This window comes from Caballeronia sp. GAWG2-1, from assembly GCF_023631405.1.
Taxonomy (GTDB): domain Bacteria; phylum Pseudomonadota; class Gammaproteobacteria; order Burkholderiales; family Burkholderiaceae; genus Caballeronia.
The window spans coordinates 1-17,891 of the sequence record NZ_JALQDD010000011.1 but is presented as its reverse complement, the minus strand read 5'-3'; the positions used below and the strand labels follow the sequence as shown (position 1 = coordinate 17,891).

Genomic DNA, 17,891 nt, shown 5'->3' with positions numbered 1-17,891 from the left:
TTACGCGTCACTCTATTCGAACTCATCATCTCATGCCGAACGAACTCCGCATTGCCGAGGGCTCTCCCTTTCCGCTCGGCGCGACCTGGGACGGAAAAGGCGTCAACTTCGCGCTGTTTTCCGCCCACGCCACCAAAGTCGAGCTGTGCCTCTTCGACGAAAAGGGCGAGCAGGAGACGCATCGCATCGAATTGCCCGAATATACCGACGAAGTCTGGCACGTCTACATCAACGACCTGGCGCCTGGCGCGGTCTATGGTTATCGCGTGCACGGACCGTACGAGCCCGAAGCGGGACATCGCTTCAATCCGAACAAGCTGCTGCTCGACCCGTATGCCAAGGCGCACGTTGGCGAACTAAAGTGGGACCCCGCCGTGTTCGGTTATACGCTCAACGCGGAAGGCGACGATCTCACCTTCGACGAACGCGACAGCGCGCCCTTCATGCAGAAGTGCCAGGTCGTCGATCAGACGTTCTCGTGGACGCACCCGACACGTGGCCGCGTGCCTTGGGAACACACGATCTTCTACGAGACCCACGTGCGCGGCTTCACGAAACGCCATCCGGCGATTCCCGAGCATATGCGCGGCACGTTCGAAGGGCTCGGCCAGAAGGAAATCGTCGATTACATCAAGAGTCTGGGCGTAACGTCCGTCGAACTGATGCCGATTCAGGCGTTCGTCAACGACAGCTACCTGCTCGACAAGGGACTCACGAACTACTGGGGCTACAACACCATCGGCTTTTTCGCTGCCGATCCGCGCTTCTTTGCGCGCGGTTCGGGCGCGATCGCGGAGTTCAAGGAGATGGTCGACCGCCTGCACGAAGCCGGCCTAGAAGTGATCCTCGACGTGGTCTACAACCACACCGCCGAAGGCAACGAACGCGGGCCGACGCTATCGTTCCGGGGTATCGACAACGCGTCGTACTATCGGCTGATGCCGGACGAGCCGCGTTACTACATCAACGATACGGGCACGGGCAACACGCTCAATCTTTCGCATCCGCGCGTCTTGCAGATGGTCACCGACAGCCTGCGTTACTGGGTGACGGAAATGAACGTCGATGGCTTCCGCTTCGACCTCGCCACCATTCTCGGACGCGAGACCTATGGATTCGACGAAGGCGGCGGGTTCCTCGACAGCTGCCGTCAGGACCCTATCCTCGCGACCGTGAAGCTAATTGCGGAGCCGTGGGATTGCGGTCCGGGCGGCTATCAGGTCGGCGGTTTCCCGCCGGGCTGGGCGGAATGGAACGACCGTTATCGCGATACCGTGCGCGGTTTCTGGAAGGGCGACGAAGGCGAAGCGCCAGAACTCGCCACGCGCATGACCGCGTCGGGCGACAAGTTCAACAAGCGCGGACGCCGTCCGTGGGCGAGCGTGAACTTCATCACGGCGCACGACGGCTTTACGCTCAACGATCTCGTCTCCTATAACGACAAGCATAACGACGCGAACGGCGAAGACAACAAGGACGGCCATTCGGACAACAAGTCGTGGAACTGCGGCGTGGAAGGTCCGACCGACGATCCCGAGATTCGCGCGCTGCGCGAGCGCCAGAAGCGCAATCTGCTCGCGACGCTCCTGTTCTCGCAGGGCACGCCGATGATCCTGGCCGGCGACGAATTCGGCCGCACGCAAGAGGGTAACAACAACGCGTATTGTCAGGACGACGATATCAGCTGGGTGAACTGGGATATCGACGACGAAGGTCGCGCGCTTACCGAGTTCGTCCGCAAATTGACGACCTTGCGTCATACGCTGCCCGTGCTGCGGCGTCAGCGCTTCCTGACGGGCGAGTATCGCCAGGATCTCGAAGTCGCGGACGTTAAGTGGCTTAGTCCGGACGGCCAGGAACTGTCGGACGAGCAATGGGGCGACCCGAACATGCGCTGCTTTGGCATGGTGCTCGACGGTCGCGCGCAGGCGACGGGCATTCGCAAACCGGCATCCGATGCGACGTTGCTGCTTATCGTCAATTCATATCACGATGTCGTGGATTTCAAGCTGCCTGATATCCCGGGCTCGGATCAGTGGAGTTGCCTCATCGATACGAACGCGCCGATTCGCGAGGAACTGGAAGATTTCGACTCGGGGAACGTGTATCAGGTGACGGGGCGTTCGCTGCTGCTGTTGGCCTTGCATGCGCGCGGCGCGACGCGGCGAATCTTCAAGCGACTGGAAGAAGCGCTGACGGATGACGTGCCGCCCGATGCGCCGGAAGACAAGCCGGCCGCGTGAGGAATGAGATGACCCTTGCGTAGTGACCGGACGCAAGCGGTTATCATGCAGTTCCCTCGATGACGACGAGGCGGCGGCGAGCCGCCTCTTTTTTTAACCATGCCATTTCGCTTCTTTTTCCCTGTGCGGTTGCATGAAAGACTTCGCGCGACGCCTGGCGCATGATGCTGCAAGCGTTGATGCGCGTTGCAACGTGGGATCAGCTCGAACGCATTTGGGAATTCGTGGTTGGGTTCTTCAAGTTCTTGTGGGCGTTGTTGCGGTTTTTGGGTGGCGGGGGGTGAGCCTTTCGCTTCCCTGATGTATTGAGCTTTTGCGCGGGTTTATGGCAGCAACACTCGTCGATGTGCCGGACTGGGTCGGTCTCCATAGCTGCTAATGCTCGAAATCTCGAGCTTTAGCGCACGTTCCACATGCTGAACGTTCCGGCCGAAAAGCCAAGCGAGCGCCCCCAAAAAAAACCCCGAACGAAGCGGGGCTCATAACGCCAGTTTCAAACCGCGCGAATCACGTATCGCGCCAGCTATCATCCGTGCTGCCGAGGTCTACGCCGCCGCCGCCATCGCTCCAATCGTTCGAGCCGTTGCCGAAGTCGAGACCGCCACCGCCGCCGCCACCATTGCCGAAGTCCAGGCCGCCGCCGTCGTCGTTGCGACGTTCCACCGGCACGTCACGCTCGATCACGCGTTCTCGTCCGTTCGACAGCGCTTCGCCAAGCAGCACGCCAGTCAACAAACCGCCCATGCCGCCGCCAAATCCACCGCCGCCTTGCTGAATGACGACCGGCGGCTGTTGCCCTTGCTGCGGATACGGACCCTGTTGAGGATAAGGCCCCTGCGGCCCGTAAGGCTGCTGCTGCCCGCGCCCGAAGCGCTCCGCTTCTTGCGCATACGCCGACTGCCCCTGCGTCGCGGCCTGGGCAGCGTTCGGGTCGGGGCGACCTTCGGCGCGCGCCTTCAAACTCGCCACCTGATTTTCCAAATCCTGAATCGCATACGGCGGCACGGGGTTTTTGGCATCCGACAACGCCTCGACCATCTCACGCAATTGCGTCTCGGCGCCTTCCACTTCCTTCAGCAACGCCTCATGCCCAGGCGTCGTGGAAAGCCGGACGTCGAGCTTGAGCGAACGCACTTCGTTCAGCAGTTCGGTCGCGCGTTTGAGTTGCGTGCGACGATCGTCGTCGGCGCGGCCATCGTCACGGACGCGGGCGCGCTTCATTCCCCAGCGCAGCACGAGCGCAATCGCACCGATCAGCACGATCAAGCCGATCCACATGCCGATCGACGGTCCGTGTTTCTGCGGCGCGACCTGTGCGCCCTGATTGAACGGATTGGTCGCGACCGCGCCGGTCGAACTGCGCGTCTCGTTACCGGCGTTTGGGCTGATGCTGGCGCGATTCGCATCGGCCTGAATGCGCGCCTGCGTTTCGTTGAAGCGCGCGGGCGTCGTGAAGCCAAGCGCGGGATCGATCGACTGCGCCTGTTGAAGATGCGAAAGCGCGTCGCTATAGCGGCCTTCGCGATCGAGCACCTGCGCATAAAGATAATGCGCGTGAGCGTTCTTCGGATGCGCGTCGAGCACTTCGCTCAACTGCGAATCGGCCTTTTGCCAGTTGCCTTGCGTCATCGACTGCTCGACTTGCTGCGCGGTTGGCACGGCGAAGGCGAGCGGAGACGCAACCGACAGGCAAAGGGCCAGGGATAGCGAGAGCGCAAGAGCCGACAGAGTCTTTTTCATGTTGCAGGCCGGGCGCGATAAGCACCCGTCTCCTTTCTGAGCTGCAATCGGGGAAAGCGAATGCTTGCATGCAAGCGCGATTCCCGCTGATTCGTCCGGCGCGCGCGCGAGCCGCCAGGGCCGCGCCGCGCACTGACGAACATATTACTGCGCCGGCGTATTCAACTGCTTCTTCAGCGCTTCGAGACGGTCTTCCACGGACGGACCGCGATTGAGTGCCGCGAGTTTGTCGTCGAGCGCCTTGCCCGACTTCTGATCCGCCGAATTCAGACGCGCGTCCGAGCGCGCGTTGGCCAACTGCACCTTGTCTTCGAGCTTCTGGAAGTCTTCGGACAGATTCTTTCCGCCGATGCCGCCCAGCGCGGTCGCGGCCGTGTCTTTCGCGGTGGCGATCTGCTGCTTGGCCTGCAGAATGTTCGAGCGCGCGTTCAAGTCGTTGCGACGTTGACGCATGTCGTTGATCTGCTGCTTCAAATGCTCCACCGAAGGCACGAGTGTCTGCAATTCGCCGGCGAGGGCATCGCGTTCCGTCTCGGCGTTGGCTTGCGCGGCGAGAGCTTCGCGCGCGAGGCTTTCATCGCCGGTTTGCAGCGCGCGCTTCGCGCCGTCTTCGTACTTCTTCGCTTTCTCGGCCGCGACGTCGCGCTTGCTCTGCTGCGTGGCGACCTGCGCCTCGATTTCGATCAACGAGTTCTCAGCCTTGGCGATGCTGTCGTCGAGCTCGCGCACGATCTGCCGCGCATCGCGCGATGGGTCCTGCATAGTGTCGGCTGCGTCGTTGAGCAGACCTTTGACCGTGCGCGTGATGGAATCCAGAAGCGACATGTATTTCTCCTTGATGAAGACCGCGGCATGCAAGCCCGCGCGGCTCGAATGTGAGGCGCATGGCGCAGGATTGCAAGCGTCGTTGACCAGCCGATGACGACCGGGTTTACCCCGCTTATTAGAGCATGCCGCGCCTTAATCGGGGCTTAAGCAAGGTGAAGGAGTGTAACGTCGTGCAAACGAACGAAGCGGAATACAGCGCGTGCTTCAGTTGTCCGCGCGGCCATCGTCGGTTAGAGAGGCATCGTCGTCCAGAGGTTCGTCGGGACTTGCGGATTCGTCGGGCACAGGAAGGTGCGCAGGCTTCGCGGCCGCGCGCTTCGTGGCGCTTGCCGCTGCTTCCCGCGCCTCGCGGGCCGCGGCCTTAGCGGCGACGCTGCGCAAGGCCACGGTCAGTGGATCGGGCGCCTTGGGCGCGCGCAGGCGATCGACGATACCCGCTGCCTTGATCTGCTCGCTCGTCGCGTTGAAGTTGAGCACTGCACGCCGCATCAGCTCGCTCACGCTGATGCCGAGCTGATCCGCCGTGTTGCTGATGGCGAGTTTCTGCGCCGGGGTCACGAAAACAACGATGCGTTCGGTAGGCTTGGTCGTCATGAGCAGCTCGCAAACAGTAGGGCGGTTGTAAGCGCGTAAGCGCGTACGCACGAGTGGGCGCTTGAACCGCGTTCCCTATCATCAAACGGCACGACTTCTTTACCGCAACTTCTGGCGCCACTTGAAACCTGAGTGGCTTAAAACCAATCATATCGGTTTCGCGGGCTCGCGCGTGCGGCCGCGACCGCATGGCGACGATCCTCGGGCATTTCGCAAAACTGCTCTGCGATCAACCACTTGGCTATTTTCTCATACGGTTGTCCACAAGGCTCTCAACACTTTCGGTGGATAACCCCGGTGCAACCCCGACCGTTTCCGCCGAAGACCGGGTTTCGGGCGCCACATCGTCAATTACTTACAAAAAATCGCGACGGGTTTTGTAGTGTCGCCTGCGAATTCTTTAAAATGCGCTGTTATTCACGGTTACCCGTCCCACACGGTCGAAGCCGGCCTGCCCATTCGCTTGGTCCCGTCTTTCTGAAAGTGCTCAGGCGCTGACATACCCAAGGCGCCACAGAGCGCGCGCTTCGAAGCGCGCGGAACGATCCCAGTCATGCCTATCATCAAACGACCCGACTCTACGAATTCATCGCGACTGAATCGCGAACCTCGCTGGAACGACTCATCCAACGACGCCGGCGGCGGCAATGGACGCAACGGCGGCAACGGACGCAACGGCGGCAACGGACGCGATGGCGGCAATGGCGGCAATGGCGGCCGCAATGGAAAGAATGGCCGCGACGGGCGCGATTCCCGACGCTCGCCGCTCGCGCGCGTCGCGCTGTGGTTGGCGGGGCTCGCGGCTATCGGCGTGGTGGTGGGCGGGCTGATCGTCGGCTATGCGCTCGTCGTGATGGAGCCGAACCTGCCTTCGCTCGATGCGCTGATCGACTATCGTCCGAAAGTGCCGCTTAGGGTCTACACGTCGGATCACGTGCTGATCGGCGAATTCGGCGAAGAGCGCCGCAGCCTCGTGCGTTTTCAGGACATTCCCGACCAGATGAAGAAGGCGGTGCTCGCCATCGAGGATTACCGCTTTTACGATCACGGTGGCGTCGATTTTATCGGCATTCTGCGTGCTGGCGTGAGCGACATCACGCACGGCGGCGCGTCGCAAGGCGCAAGTACGATCACCATGCAGGTCGCGCGCAACTTCTTTCTGTCGAGCGAAAAAACCTATACGCGCAAGATCTACGAGATGCTGCTCGCCTACAAAATCGAGCGCGCGTTGACGAAAGACCAGATTCTCGAGTTGTATATGAATCAGATCTATCTCGGCGAACGCGCCTATGGTTTTTCCGCCGCGGCGCGCGTGTATTTCGGCAAGGACCTGAAGGACATCACGCTTGCCGAAGCCGCCATGCTCGCCGGTTTGCCAAAGGCGCCGTCGGCATATAACCCGGTGGTCAATCCGAAGCGCGCGAAGGTACGTCAGCAGTACATTCTGAAGCGCATGTTCGATCTGCACTTCATCTCGCGCGAGCAATACGATCAGGCGGTCGCCGAAGAACTTCGCACGAAGTCGGGTGGCACCGAATACGGCGTGCATGCGGAGTACGTCGCGGAAATGGTGCGGCAGATGATGTACGCGCAGTACAAGGAAGAAGCGTACACGCGCGGCCTGACGGTCACGACGACCATCGATTCCGCCGATCAGGACGCGGCCTATCGCGCCGTGCGCAAGGGCATCATGGATTACGAGCGGCGTCACGGTTATCGCGGGCCGGAAGGCAGCATCGCTCTGCCGGGCAACGCGGACGATCGCGCCGAAGCCATCGAGGATGCGCTCGTCGATCATCCGGACAACGGCGAACTCGTCGCTGCCGTGGTGACCGTGGCGAACGCAAAGCAAGTGGTCGCGCAATTCGTCGGCGGCGATACGGCCACCGTTTCCGGCGAGGGCCTGCGTTTCGTCGCGGCCGCGCTGCGCAACAATGCATCGAAGGCGCTTGCCATCAAGCCGGGTTCGATCATCCGGCTGGCGAAGGACGCGAAGGACACGTGGCAGATCACGCAATTGCCGCAAGTGGAAGGCGCGCTCGTTTCGATGGTGCCGCAGGACGGCGCGATCCGCGCGCTCGTCGGCGGCTTCGACTTCAACAAGAACAAGTTCAACCACGTGACGCAAGCGTGGCGTCAGCCGGGCTCGAGCTTCAAGCCGTTCATCTATTCGGCCGCGCTCGACAAGGGCTTGGGACCGGCGACCATCATCAACGACGCGCCGCTGTACTTTCCGCCCGCATCGCCCGGTGGCGACGCCTGGGAACCGAAGGACGACGATCAACCCGACGGCCCGATGTCCATGCGCACCGGCTTGCAGAAGTCGAAGAACCTGGTGTCGATTCGTATCCTGTCGTATATCGGCACGAGCTACGCGCAGGACTTCGTCACGCAGAAGTTCGGCTTCGACAAGGACAAGACGCCGCCGTATCTGCCGCTCGCGCTGGGCGCGGGACTCGTCACGCCGTTGCAGTTGAGCGGCGCGTACTCGGTGTTCGCGAATGGCGGCTATCGCATCAACCCGTATCTGATCGGCGAAGTTGCCGATGCGCGCGGCAGCGTCATTTCGCGCGCCGATCCGCTCACGGCCAGCAAGAACGCGCCGCAGACGCTCGAACCGCGCAACGCTTACGTCATGAATAGCCTGTTGCATACGGTGGCGACGGCGGGCACGGGTTCGGGCACCAACGTGCTCAAGCGCAGCGACCTGCAAGGCAAGACGGGTACGACCAACGACGCCAAGGACGGCTGGTTCGCGGGCTATCAGCATCAGCTCGTCGCGGTGGCGTGGATGGGCTACGACCAGCCGAAGACGCTGGGCAGCCGCGAGTTCGGCGCGCAGCTTGCGTTGCCGATCTGGGTCGACTTCATGGGACGCGCATTGCGCGGCATCCCGCAGGAACAGATGCAGCGGCCCGACGGCGTGACCACCGTGGACGGCGAGCTGTTCTATGCCGATCGCACGCCGGGTGCGGGCTTCGTTGCGAGCATCGGCATGGACAACGTCAATCCGACAGCGGGCGATACCAACACCACGGGCGGCGTCGGCCCGGCGGGCATGCAGGCGCCGCCCGCGCCGCAAGTCACCACCGATGAGCGCAAGCAGATCATGGATATGTTCAATAAGCCGTGATGGGTAAGGCAGGATAAAAAAACGCGCCGTGGTTCTGAACGAACCCGGCGCGTTTTCTATTGGTGACGGTGCTTCAGTTACCGACCGTCGCCGCGGACTTCACCGCGCAACTCACATCGAGCGTGCTCTTGTCCGCGAAGCTGAACGTGAGCGGAATCGTCGAGCCGATCTTGAGTGGCTTGCCCGGCTGTTCGAGCATCACGTGATAACCCTTCGGTGCGAACTGTAGCGTGCCATGCGCGGGGACATCGACGGCATCGACGGGGGCCATCGTCGCGGTGCCGCTTTTGGTATCCGACTTGTGCATCATCGCCATGCCGAACGCGGGGGTATCGACGCCCGTGAGCGTGACGGCTTTGTCGCCATTGTTGGCCAGCGTGAAGTAGCCCGACGAAGGCAGGTTCGGCGGCATTGCGCGAACCCAGCAATCGCGCGCTTCGAGCGGCGCGGCATGGGACAGCGTCGCGAAAGATGCGCACGTCAGCGCGCTGAACAATACAGCGATTTTCTTCATTGCTTTCTCACTTGACCGTGAAGTTATAGTTGCCCTGCGTGCGATGACCATCGGCGGCGACAGCTGTCCATTGCACTTTGTAGACGCCCGGCTGCAAGTCGTGAAGTGCGACGCTCATGTGCTTTTTGTCTTTCGTATCGACGACGGACTTTTCGGTGTTGACCTGCTTGCCCTGACCATTGGTCACGGTCAGTTTGCTGAAGGTCGGTTCGAGCGCTTCGCCGAAGTCGATCGATACTTCGTGCGGCGCGTTGACGGTCGCGCCGGGCCCAGGCTGTTGCAGCTTCGGCAGCGCGTGCGCGAACGCAAACGACGCCGATGCGAAGAATGCGCAAGCCAGCGCGCCGCGCAAGGCGGGAAGGGTACTCATGATGCATCCTTGAAATTTTCACGCTTGCCGCGCGAAGCGTGCAAACGCGAGGTATGGCATGTCGGAAGAGGGGGACGCGTATCAGGCGAGAGCAGGCGGCGCGCGAGGCAGCGCCACGCCTGGCGGCATGCGATGCGGCGCGGTGCTGTTTTGCTTGGCGACGAAAGTATCGTCGGCCAAAGTCGATGCCGCGAAGCCGTGCGGCATCGATGGCGGCGTAGGCGCATGCGCAAGCAGGTCGCAATATCCGCACGCTTGCAGATGCGAAAGAGCGTCATGGTTCGCGTGCGATGCGGTATCGACCGTATGCGCGATGCCATTCGAGCTCGACGCGCATATGGACGAGAAGAGCGCTTCGACGCGCTTGCCATCCAGCGTTTGCGATACGAGCGGCGCGAACGAAAGCAGCAGGATCGCGCATAGCGCAGCGAACCCGCTTAACTTTCTGATCATGCCGCGACGCAAGTAATGCATGCCGTGCCCGAATCTTTTTTCAATGCTCGATGACCGATCGATTATGCCATGCGTCCCGCGATGGCCTTTCGACTAAACCAATGAAGTTTTGCTGCCCGCGTGAGATGAGCTTACGAAGAAGAACGCATGAAGACCATTGCGCTTGAGTAAGTGATGACTTATAATCTTTTCTTCGACGGACGCGGGGTGGAGCAGTCTGGCAGCTCGTCGGGCTCATAACCCGAAGGTCGTAGGTTCAAATCCTACCCCCGCAACCAAGCATTCAAGCAAAAGCCCGGTTAAAGCCGGGCTTTTGCTTTTCCAGCACGCAGTTGCATACATGCGTGGGCGCAGTCCTGGAAGTAAGGCAAGTCGCAATACCTCCACTTCATGACTAGACGCGGCGCAACGCCTGCGTATCCCTCGTGTCAAAATCCCCTAAAGCTCGTCAGCGCTAACGCACATCGAACCTTTTCAAAGGACACACGCCATCATGGATATTCCTCACGATCTGCAGATCATCGCGCATCAGGAACGCACGCTTGTGTTTCCGCAGTTTCATGCCGATGAAGCCTGGCAAACCGGCACGCAACTGCGCGAGATGGCGATGGCGCGCGGCGCGGTCGTGGTCATCGATGTGCGCACGTTCGGTCAGCGCATGTTCTTCGCTTCGCTCGATGGCGCCACGCCCGACAACGCGCGCTGGGCAGAACGCAAGGCGAAGACTGTCGAACACTTTCGCCGCAGTTCGTACGGGCTCGGTCTCTCGCTGCAACAGGCGGGCACCACGCTCGCCGACAAGTACGGCCTCAATGCCGCCGATTACTCGGCGCACGGCGGCGGCTTTCCGCTGCGCGTCGCGAATGTCGGCGTGATCGGCTCCGTGACGGTGTCGGGGCTGCCTCAGCGCGAAGATCATCAGATGGTGGTCGAAGCGCTATGCGCGGTGCTCGGCCATGACTTCGCCGCATTGTCGCTCGGCCGCGTCTGAGCGTCGTCACGCATTCCAAAGACTCAACGGAGACCGAACCAGCCGATGCGTTCCACCGCTTATGTGTTGCTTGCGATTGCGATCGTCGCGGAAGTCGTCGCGACCTCCGCGCTACGCGCCTCCGATGGCTTCACGCGCGCGTTACCCGCGACCATCGTCGTGATCGGCTATGGGTTGTCGTTTTATCTGCTGTCGCTGACCTTGCGGACCTTGCCGGTCGGCCTCGTCTATGCCGTGTGGTCGGGCGCGGGCATCGTGTTGATTACGCTCGTCGCCACGTTCTTCTTCAAGCAGACGCCCGATATTCCCGCCATGTTGGGCATGGGGCTGATCGTCGCGGGCGTCATTGTGCTGAACGTGTTTTCGAAGATGAGCGCGCATTGACGCGGCGCGGCACCGCTACTTGCAGCGTACGATCATCGAGCGATTCTTGACGTTTGCCGTCACGACGTTGTTCAAGCCGCCGCCGCTCGGACCGCCTTCCTCGTTGTCCTTCGACACGATGTCGTAACCCGTCGCGCCGCATGCCTTGCCCGCGAGCACGTAGCAGCTCGCCCAGCTCGATCCGGCATCGGCGCCGCTGCAGTTCACTGCGTAGCCCGTCTGGCCATCGGGAAGATTGATGAGCGATGCATCGTTGGACGAAGCACATCCGCTCGTTCCGGCGATGGCAAAAACCGCGATCAGGGCGATGCCAGGCGCCGCCGCGCGCGCGATGAGCCGGCGTGAGCGCCGATCGAATTCCTTCATCTTTTCCTCGTGATTGCAATGACTTCGCCGCAGGACGTTTTTTCGGCGGCTTTTTGGGATACGCATTGTCCCATACGCTACGCGCGCCGTGAAAAAGCACGATGGCTCGAACCGGGCGCGAGGCTTGCGAATCATCGAACGAACGGCGTTAAGCGGTAAAGACAGGTTCGCGTGAACTATTTTCCGGATCGCGCGCCTGATAGATGGCAAACGCCGGTTGTAATTGCCGCATGACGTGTGATTCGTCACCAACATAAAAAGGAGGTCAACACGATGGCCGAAAGAGTGACCGGTCCTTACCGAGGGTATTACATCAGCGCGTCCGCCCGGCTCGTGCAGGCGCACGATGGCGATCGCAACGAAGACAACGCCGGGCAGGCGCTCAAGCCGATCTATGTCGGCTCAGTGAGCCTGGCGCGTGGTGGTCCGGACGATGTGCATCGCTTCGAGGCGCTCGTCGATCTCGGCCCGGAACGGCGCTTCGCCACCGAGGATGCCGCGCTTGCGCACGTCGAACAGGCGGGGCGCGAGTATATCGACCGCTTGTTGCAACCGATGACGTGATGCGCCCCGTTCATCTCCGGCACGCGGTGCTTTATGACATCGCCAACTGCCTGATCGACCTTTTTCCGAGCGGCGCGGACATCGCGGAGATCGGCCTCGAAGCCACGCCCGCGTTGTTCGTGAGCTGGCGCACGAGCGGGGTGGCGAATCATCCGGGCAACATCGCCTGGGGTGTGCATTATCGGTTCGAGCCGCAGGTACTGCGCGACTATCCGCATCTGTCGGAGGAGGCGCGTGAGCGCGTATGCGAGCGGGTGCGCGACATGAGCCGCCTGCTCGATTTCAATTACGCCGATCCGCTGGCGAGCTCGCTGCTCGTCGTCGATGTGAACGAGGACGTGCTCGCAGCCTGACGCTTTACACTGCGCGCCGCTGGACCGCGCCGCATCGACGCAGTTACCATAAGCGCCTCGGTCCTTTGCTCGAAACCAATCCTGCAGGGAATGCCTGAACGACTTTGCGTCGGTGCTGTAACACTCCGGGGCCGGTTTCTTCGGACAGCAACCGCGCCTGAGCCACGAGAACATCATGGACATCCGTTTCCTTCCGGACGCGCCCGGTTATTGCGACTCCAACCTCACCATCGAATTCGCCGCGCTCGTCGACGGACGACGCGTACCGTGCGCCATATCGGTGGAAGCGCTGGAGGATCATTTCGGCGCCGAGACTTACGACAGCCGCGGCTGGATCAGCGCTTTCGATGCAGGCCGTGCGCGCATCGAAGCCGTGGCGCGCGAGCATCTGGAAGTCACGAATGGCATGCCCGTGCTTCTCAAGAGCGGTCATTTTCCGCCAGGACGCGTGCTCGCCTGAAAGCGGCGCACGCTAGCGTTCCGTTAATTCGACTGCGTATCTCCGCTTTGCGGGTACTATCTCGCTACAGGCCGCACGCATGGCGATTCGTGCGGCACGACATTTGCTCTGGATCTGCGCTTCATCGTGCAAGCCACAACGAGCAACCATTATAAAAAGTCGCGCGGGGTCGTCATGTTTCTCTCCTTTTTCCACTCGCTTATCGAGTCGAACGCACTATGGCTCATCTGGGCAGCCGTCGGTGTCGTTTTCCTGGGTCTATGCATCGTCTTCGCCTCCGTGCTGCTGGGCGAATCCGACGAGCCGCTTTATCGAGCCGCGCCTCGCGATAGCGACAGCGGCAAGATGATCGTCTGATCGTTTTGCTGGCTAGCCGCGCTGCTTGCGCGGTGACCGTTCGCGTCATGCAAATTCGGGTTTGACTAGCCGACAGGCGATGTCGACAATATCCCGCATGGATCTGCCGCGACACATATCGACACCACCGGGCAAGGCGCGTGAGCTGCGGCAAGAGCAGCGGGATGCCTTGCGCGGGCGCATACTCGACGTATCGCGAGCTATCGTGAAGCGTGAAGGCTTCGCAGCACTTTCGATGCGCCGGCTCGCGCAGGCAATCGACTATTCGCCTGCCGCTTTGTACTTGCATTTTCGGAGCCGCGCGGACATCGCGTACGCTTTGTGCGTGGAAGGACATGCGACATTGCGCGCGGCATTTGCGCCGCAAGCGAGCATTGCCGATCCCGCCGCGCGTCTTAGAGCAATGGCGCGCGTCTATGTCGAATTTGGCCTGGCCGAGCCCGAGACGTATCGGCTGATGTTCATGGACGCGGACCGCCGCGGCGATGGAACCCATGGCACCGATGACGGCATGGCTGCGCTTTCGTCGATGACCGATGCCTTCGTCGAACTACGCGCCGCGGGGCGGCTCAAGCGCCTGCCGCCGGAGACACTGCCGGCCGATTGCGCTCAGGCGTTGTGGGCGACTTTGCATGGCATCGTCGCGCTGGCGCTGTGCGGCGTATCGCGGGCAATGCCTGCGGCCGAGATACTCGAGTTATCGCTCGACGCGTGGCTCGCGTAGTGAACAACAGGTTGACCGCAGGTTGAGTACTGGCTGGCATCTGGCCTGCCAAACTGACTGACAGAACGAACCGACCCGACACTCCAACACGATGACCACCGAAGATATCCGTATCGACTCCGCCAACGGCATCGGCTTCATTGCACTCGATCGCCCGAAGGCTCTGAATGCGCTGTCCGCGCCCATGTTGCGCGCGATCAGCGAGGCCTTGCGCGCCTGGCGTCACGACCAGGCAATCCGCACCGTCGTGGTGTATAGCCCGCACGTGCGGGCGTTTTGCGCGGGCGGCGATATCCGCTTTCTCTACGAGTCGGCGCAGGCGGGCGACCGCGATTCGATCGACGCGTTTTTCACCGACGAGTACAAGCTCAACCACGCGATCTTCACCTTCCCGAAGCCGTATATCGCGGTGATGAACGGCGTCGTGATGGGCGGCGGCATGGGTATCTCGCAAGGCGCGCATCATACGGGCGGGCTGCGAATCGTCACGCAGTCGACCAAGATGGCGATGCCCGAGACGCGTATTGGACTCTTTCCCGATGTCGGCGTGAGCTGGTTTCTCGCGCGCGCGCCTGGCGCGATCGGGCGTTATCTGGCCGCGACGGGCGCGAGCATGGGCGCGGCAGACGCGCTCTATGCGCGCATGGCCGACGCTTATCTCGACGATGGCGCGTTGCCGGGCTTGATCGAATCGCTACGGCATCAGCGCTTTCTCGATGGCGTGGCGATCGTTCGCTTCGTCGAAAACGAGACGACCAAATACAAGGTGAGCCCGACGCTCGACCGCAGCGCGCTTGCCGAGGGACGTACGCTCATCGACAAGCATTTCGCCACGGGCAATGGCGCGGCGATTCTCGCATCGCTCGCGCGTGAGACGGATGGCGCCGCGGGCGAGTGGGCCGAGCGCGTGGCGGCGGAACTGCGCGAACGTTCGCCTTTGTCGGTGGATGTCTCGCTGCAGCAGGTGGATCGCGCGCGGTATTCGTCGATGGCGGAGACCTTGCGCCGCGACCTCGATCTCACGCGCACGACGTTCGAACGCGGCGATGTGATCGAGGGCATTCGGGCGCGTATCGTCGACAAGGACAATCAGCCGAGCTGGAAGATCGCGCGGGCGGAGGAGGTGGGCGTCAAGGATGTCGAACGTATGTTCGAGAGTGCCTGGACGCCGGCGACGCATCCGCTGCGTTTGCTCAAGGACTGAGCGTTCTTAGCGAGAACGCGCGATCAACGCGACTCGTTGCCGGCCGAGAAAGCGCGCATGAAGACGAGCGCGCCCCAGCCCCAGATTGCATTGGCGATGAAGTTGGGCGCGAGTCGCGGCAGCATGTTGCCGCTTGGCCAGATGCCGCGCCCGGGATCGATCACGAATGCGCCGACCGCAGTTAGCACGATCCCGCCGAATACGAGCGAGCCAATCCACGGCGCGCGGTTCTCCGGCGCGACGCGCAAGAGCCACGAGAGCAGCACGCCGAACACCGCGCTCCATAACGCATTCGCGATGAAAGTTGGAATGCCGAGCGGCAGAAAAGGGGTGATGGAAAAGCCGGCTTGATCGATGAGACCTGCTGCATGCAGCAGCGCGAGCGTCGATTCCCGAAAGAAGAGTGCGGCAAGAAAACCAGAAACGAACGGCAGAATGACTTTATGCATTGGCAGGACCGCTTGCGGCGAACCGCGGCTCTCGTTGGTTGTCGTGACGCGCCATTATAGGGGCGCGCGAGCCGGTGTCGAAGCGATGCCTAAGCAGATATGACGCGGACGCGCTTACTTTGCAATGGCGTCGCTCGCCGGACTGTGATGCAGCATGCGGTCGCTGTTGGGCGGCGGGTTGGGGCGCTTCACCGGCATGTTGTCGGGATTGTTCGGGCGCGTGGTCTCGGCGGAAGGCGAGCCGGGTGCGCTCGGCGGCTTGACCATCGAGGCATTATCGTCGGGGCGCGCGGTTTGGGCTTGCGCCGTTACGGCCGAGCAGATGAGGAGCAGCGCGAGGGTCGTTTTTTTCATGTCGAGTCTCCACGAGCGAAGCCGCGGCTGGAGCGCCGCGGTTTTTGATGAGACAGGCGCGTCGGCTGAAAATTCGCGCGGATCGCATATTCGGTTTTTTTGGAGGAATGAGGAAGCTGCGACGTGCGCCGCTTGATCGCACGCGGAAGGTCTCACGGCCAATCTGCGGGATGGAGGCGAAGGAGGTCCAACGGCATTCGGATCACGCCTGACGGGGCCGGTGACCGGTCCCAACCACCGGGTGTCGCCGCCGGGAATGACACTGATCTCAGGGCCACGTATCGATAGCTCAACCGACTACAACAATGGACTGAGTGGATCTGAAGTTATCCGCCCGCAGACAAAGCGCTTCGCCGCACTGCGGTAAAATCACACCTTCGCCTTAAACCGATGCAGACCGCGCCACGGTCAGTCGCTCCACATGTCCGCCGTTCAAAAAATCAGCCCCCGCCGCGTGTCCGTCGCTCCGATGATGGACTGGACCGACAGGCATTGCCGCTCGTTGCATCGGCTCGTGTCGCGGCACGCTTACCTCTACACAGAGATGGTGACCACGGGCGCCCTGCTTTACGGCGATGTCGCGCGTCACCTTGCGTTCACGCCCGCGGAAGCGCCGGTTGCGTTGCAACTGGGAGGCAGCGAGCCAGCCGATCTGGCAAAGAGCGCGAAGCTCGGCGAGCAGTGGGGCTATGACGAAATCAATCTGAATTGCGGCTGCCCGTCCGAGCGCGTGCAGCGCGGCGCGTTCGGTGCATGTCTGATGAAAGAGCCGCAACTGGTTGCGGACGGTGTGAAAGCCATGCGCGATGCCGTGTCGATTCCCGTGACGGTCAAGCACCGTATCGGCGTCGATTCCGTCGAGGACTACGCGTTCGTGCGCGATTTTGTCGGCACCATCGCCGATGCGGGTTGCGAAGTGTTCATCGTCCATGCGCGCAACGCGATCCTGAAAGGCCTGAGCCCGAAGGAGAACCGCGAGATTCCGCCGCTCAAATACGAATATGCGTATCAACTGAAGCGGGATTTTCCGCATCTGGAGATTTCGATCAACGGCGGCATCAAGACGCTCGACGAGGTCGAGGAACATCTGAAACACGTCGATGGCGTCATGTTGGGCCGTGAGGCTTATCACAACCCGTATGTGCTCGCGGGCGTCGATACACGCTTCTATGGCGCGACGACGGCGATTCCTTCACGCGAGGAAATCGAAGCCGGACTCATTGGCTATGCACGCAACGAACATGCGCGCGGCACGTATCTCGGCGCGGTGACACGTCACGCGCTTGGGCTGTATCGCGGCACTGCCGGTGCGCGTGGATGGCGGCGCGTGCTTTCCGATAGCCGGCGGCTGGCAACTGGCGATCTCGCGATTTTCGACGAAGCGCGTGCTCATTTGCGCGAAGGTGCGGAAGCTATCGAATCTTGAAGCCGTCTAGCGAACGAAGATGCGTGAAAGGGCTAGGCAAGCGCAATTTTAGTTCGTATAATCTCGCTTCTTGATTGCTGAGCAACTTTCGGCAAGATGGAATCAGGTAGTTCAGTGGTGGCTGTAGCTCAGTTGGTAGAGTCCAGGATTGTGATTCCTGTCGTCGTGGGTTCGAGTCCCATCAGCCACCCCACAAAGAATTCTGAAGATTAAAGTATTACGGAACGGCGCTCTGCGAATGCAGAGCGCCGTTTTTGCTTTCAAATGATCCAAACTTGTGAGACAGATTTTGCCGAATTGGGCGATGGAACCTGTCCGCATTTTTGTGTGCGAGGCGGTTAGCGGAGTCACCCGCGTGCGTTGGTAAAACGCTCTCCAAACAGG

20 protein-coding genes and 2 tRNA genes are annotated in these 17,891 nt (G+C 61.4%); 13 read left to right on the top strand and 9 right to left on the bottom strand.

The window, feature by feature from the left end:
- The first annotated feature begins 32 nt into the window (after nt 1-32).
- The gene (gene glgX, locus NCR98_RS07435) at nt 33-2,243 is read left to right on the top strand and encodes a glycogen debranching protein GlgX (RefSeq protein ID WP_250492328.1); all 2,211 of its coding nucleotides are present in this window, start codon (nt 33-35) and stop codon (nt 2,241-2,243) included.
- A gap of 507 nt (nt 2,244-2,750) precedes the next feature.
- Here the strand turns inward: glgX and NCR98_RS07430 are convergent.
- From NCR98_RS07430 to NCR98_RS33660, 3 genes are all read right to left on the bottom strand, one after another.
- Nucleotides 2,751-3,983 carry a tetratricopeptide repeat protein gene (locus tag NCR98_RS07430; RefSeq protein WP_250525882.1) on the bottom strand — a complete coding sequence of 411 codons (1,233 nt, stop codon included), beginning with the start codon at nt 3,981-3,983 and terminating at the stop codon, nt 2,751-2,753.
- A gap of 144 nt (nt 3,984-4,127) precedes the next feature.
- Entirely contained in the window at nt 4,128-4,808 is a 681-nt protein-coding gene (locus NCR98_RS07425; protein ID WP_244825282.1) for a PspA/IM30 family protein, read from the bottom strand.
- A gap of 207 nt (nt 4,809-5,015) precedes the next feature.
- Nucleotides 5,016-5,405, bottom strand: coding sequence for a plasmid mobilization protein (locus NCR98_RS33660; RefSeq protein ID WP_250509063.1), 390 nt, complete (start codon nt 5,403-5,405; stop codon nt 5,016-5,018).
- A 553-nt stretch (nt 5,406-5,958) separates the two neighbouring features.
- On the opposite strand from NCR98_RS33660, the gene NCR98_RS07415 reads away from it, so the two are divergent.
- On the top strand, nt 5,959-8,538 hold the full coding sequence (locus tag NCR98_RS07415) for a penicillin-binding protein 1A (protein WP_250525881.1): 2,580 nt from the start codon (nt 5,959-5,961) through the stop codon (nt 8,536-8,538).
- Between the two features lie 73 nt (nt 8,539-8,611).
- Here NCR98_RS07415 and NCR98_RS07410 read toward each other — a convergent pair whose 3' ends face one another.
- The 3 genes from NCR98_RS07410 to NCR98_RS07400 form a co-directional block, all read right to left on the bottom strand.
- On the bottom strand, nt 8,612-9,052 hold the full coding sequence (locus tag NCR98_RS07410; RefSeq protein ID WP_250525880.1) for a copper chaperone PCu(A)C: 441 nt from the start codon (nt 9,050-9,052) through the stop codon (nt 8,612-8,614).
- 7 nt (nt 9,053-9,059) lie between these two features.
- Nucleotides 9,060-9,422 (bottom strand): copper homeostasis periplasmic binding protein CopC, encoded by a 363-nt coding sequence (gene copC, locus NCR98_RS07405; RefSeq protein ID WP_250509060.1) that lies wholly within the window; start codon nt 9,420-9,422, stop codon nt 9,060-9,062.
- 81 nt (nt 9,423-9,503) lie between these two features.
- Nucleotides 9,504-9,875, bottom strand: coding sequence for a DUF2946 domain-containing protein (locus NCR98_RS07400; protein WP_250464728.1), 372 nt, complete (start codon nt 9,873-9,875; stop codon nt 9,504-9,506).
- A gap of 201 nt (nt 9,876-10,076) precedes the next feature.
- Here NCR98_RS07400 and NCR98_RS07395 point away from each other — a divergent pair.
- The 3 genes from NCR98_RS07395 to NCR98_RS07385 all read left to right on the top strand — a co-directional run bounded on the left by NCR98_RS07395 (nt 10,077) and on the right by NCR98_RS07385 (nt 11,250).
- A tRNA-Met gene (locus NCR98_RS07395) sits at nt 10,077-10,153 on the top strand.
- Between the two features lie 215 nt (nt 10,154-10,368).
- Nucleotides 10,369-10,866, top strand: coding sequence for a heme-degrading domain-containing protein (locus NCR98_RS07390; RefSeq protein ID WP_250525879.1), 498 nt, complete (start codon nt 10,369-10,371; stop codon nt 10,864-10,866).
- Nucleotides 10,867-10,911: 45 nt separating this feature from the next.
- Nucleotides 10,912-11,250, top strand: a complete 339-nt coding sequence (locus tag NCR98_RS07385) for a DMT family transporter (RefSeq protein WP_244825276.1) — start codon at nt 10,912-10,914, stop codon at nt 11,248-11,250.
- Nucleotides 11,251-11,265: 15 nt separating this feature from the next.
- Here the strand turns inward: NCR98_RS07385 and NCR98_RS07380 are convergent, their stop codons facing one another.
- Nucleotides 11,266-11,616 (bottom strand): hypothetical protein, encoded by a 351-nt coding sequence (locus NCR98_RS07380; RefSeq protein ID WP_250525878.1) that lies wholly within the window; start codon nt 11,614-11,616, stop codon nt 11,266-11,268.
- Nucleotides 11,617-11,889: 273 nt separating this feature from the next.
- On the opposite strand from NCR98_RS07380, the gene NCR98_RS07375 reads away from it, so the two are divergent.
- From NCR98_RS07375 to NCR98_RS07350, 6 genes are all read left to right on the top strand, one after another.
- Entirely contained in the window at nt 11,890-12,180 is a 291-nt protein-coding gene (locus tag NCR98_RS07375; RefSeq protein ID WP_250525877.1) for a hypothetical protein, read from the top strand.
- Nucleotides 12,180-12,533, top strand: coding sequence for a hypothetical protein (locus NCR98_RS07370; RefSeq protein ID WP_244825273.1), 354 nt, complete (start codon nt 12,180-12,182; stop codon nt 12,531-12,533). The genes NCR98_RS07375 and NCR98_RS07370 overlap by 1 nt, the downstream gene beginning before the upstream one ends.
- A gap of 175 nt (nt 12,534-12,708) precedes the next feature.
- Complete coding sequence (locus NCR98_RS07365) at nt 12,709-12,993, top strand: DUF1488 family protein (RefSeq protein WP_244825272.1); 285 nt, start codon at nt 12,709-12,711, stop codon at nt 12,991-12,993.
- A 174-nt stretch (nt 12,994-13,167) separates the two neighbouring features.
- Nucleotides 13,168-13,350 (top strand): hypothetical protein, encoded by a 183-nt coding sequence (locus tag NCR98_RS07360; protein ID WP_244825271.1) that lies wholly within the window; start codon nt 13,168-13,170, stop codon nt 13,348-13,350.
- 79 nt (nt 13,351-13,429) lie between these two features.
- The gene (locus tag NCR98_RS07355; RefSeq protein ID WP_250525876.1) at nt 13,430-14,074 is read left to right on the top strand and encodes a TetR/AcrR family transcriptional regulator; all 645 of its coding nucleotides are present in this window, start codon (nt 13,430-13,432) and stop codon (nt 14,072-14,074) included.
- Nucleotides 14,075-14,165: 91 nt separating this feature from the next.
- The gene (locus NCR98_RS07350) at nt 14,166-15,278 is read left to right on the top strand and encodes an enoyl-CoA hydratase/isomerase family protein (protein ID WP_250525875.1); all 1,113 of its coding nucleotides are present in this window, start codon (nt 14,166-14,168) and stop codon (nt 15,276-15,278) included.
- A 23-nt stretch (nt 15,279-15,301) separates the two neighbouring features.
- Here NCR98_RS07350 and NCR98_RS07345 read toward each other — a convergent pair whose 3' ends face one another.
- Together NCR98_RS07345 and NCR98_RS07340 are read right to left on the bottom strand one after the other, a co-directional pair.
- Nucleotides 15,302-15,727, bottom strand: a complete 426-nt coding sequence (locus tag NCR98_RS07345; protein WP_250525874.1) for a hypothetical protein — start codon at nt 15,725-15,727, stop codon at nt 15,302-15,304.
- A gap of 114 nt (nt 15,728-15,841) precedes the next feature.
- Nucleotides 15,842-16,081 carry a hypothetical protein gene (locus NCR98_RS07340; protein ID WP_250525873.1) on the bottom strand — a complete coding sequence of 80 codons (240 nt, stop codon included), beginning with the start codon at nt 16,079-16,081 and terminating at the stop codon, nt 15,842-15,844.
- A 421-nt stretch (nt 16,082-16,502) separates the two neighbouring features.
- Between NCR98_RS07340 and dusA the strand changes: the two genes are divergently transcribed.
- Together dusA and NCR98_RS07330 are read left to right on the top strand one after the other, a co-directional pair.
- Nucleotides 16,503-17,507 carry a tRNA dihydrouridine(20/20a) synthase DusA gene (dusA, locus tag NCR98_RS07335; RefSeq protein WP_250525872.1) on the top strand — a complete coding sequence of 335 codons (1,005 nt, stop codon included), beginning with the start codon at nt 16,503-16,505 and terminating at the stop codon, nt 17,505-17,507.
- 117 nt (nt 17,508-17,624) lie between these two features.
- Nucleotides 17,625-17,700: transfer RNA gene (locus tag NCR98_RS07330), tRNA-His, on the top strand.
- Nucleotides 17,701-17,891 lie beyond the last annotated feature (191 nt).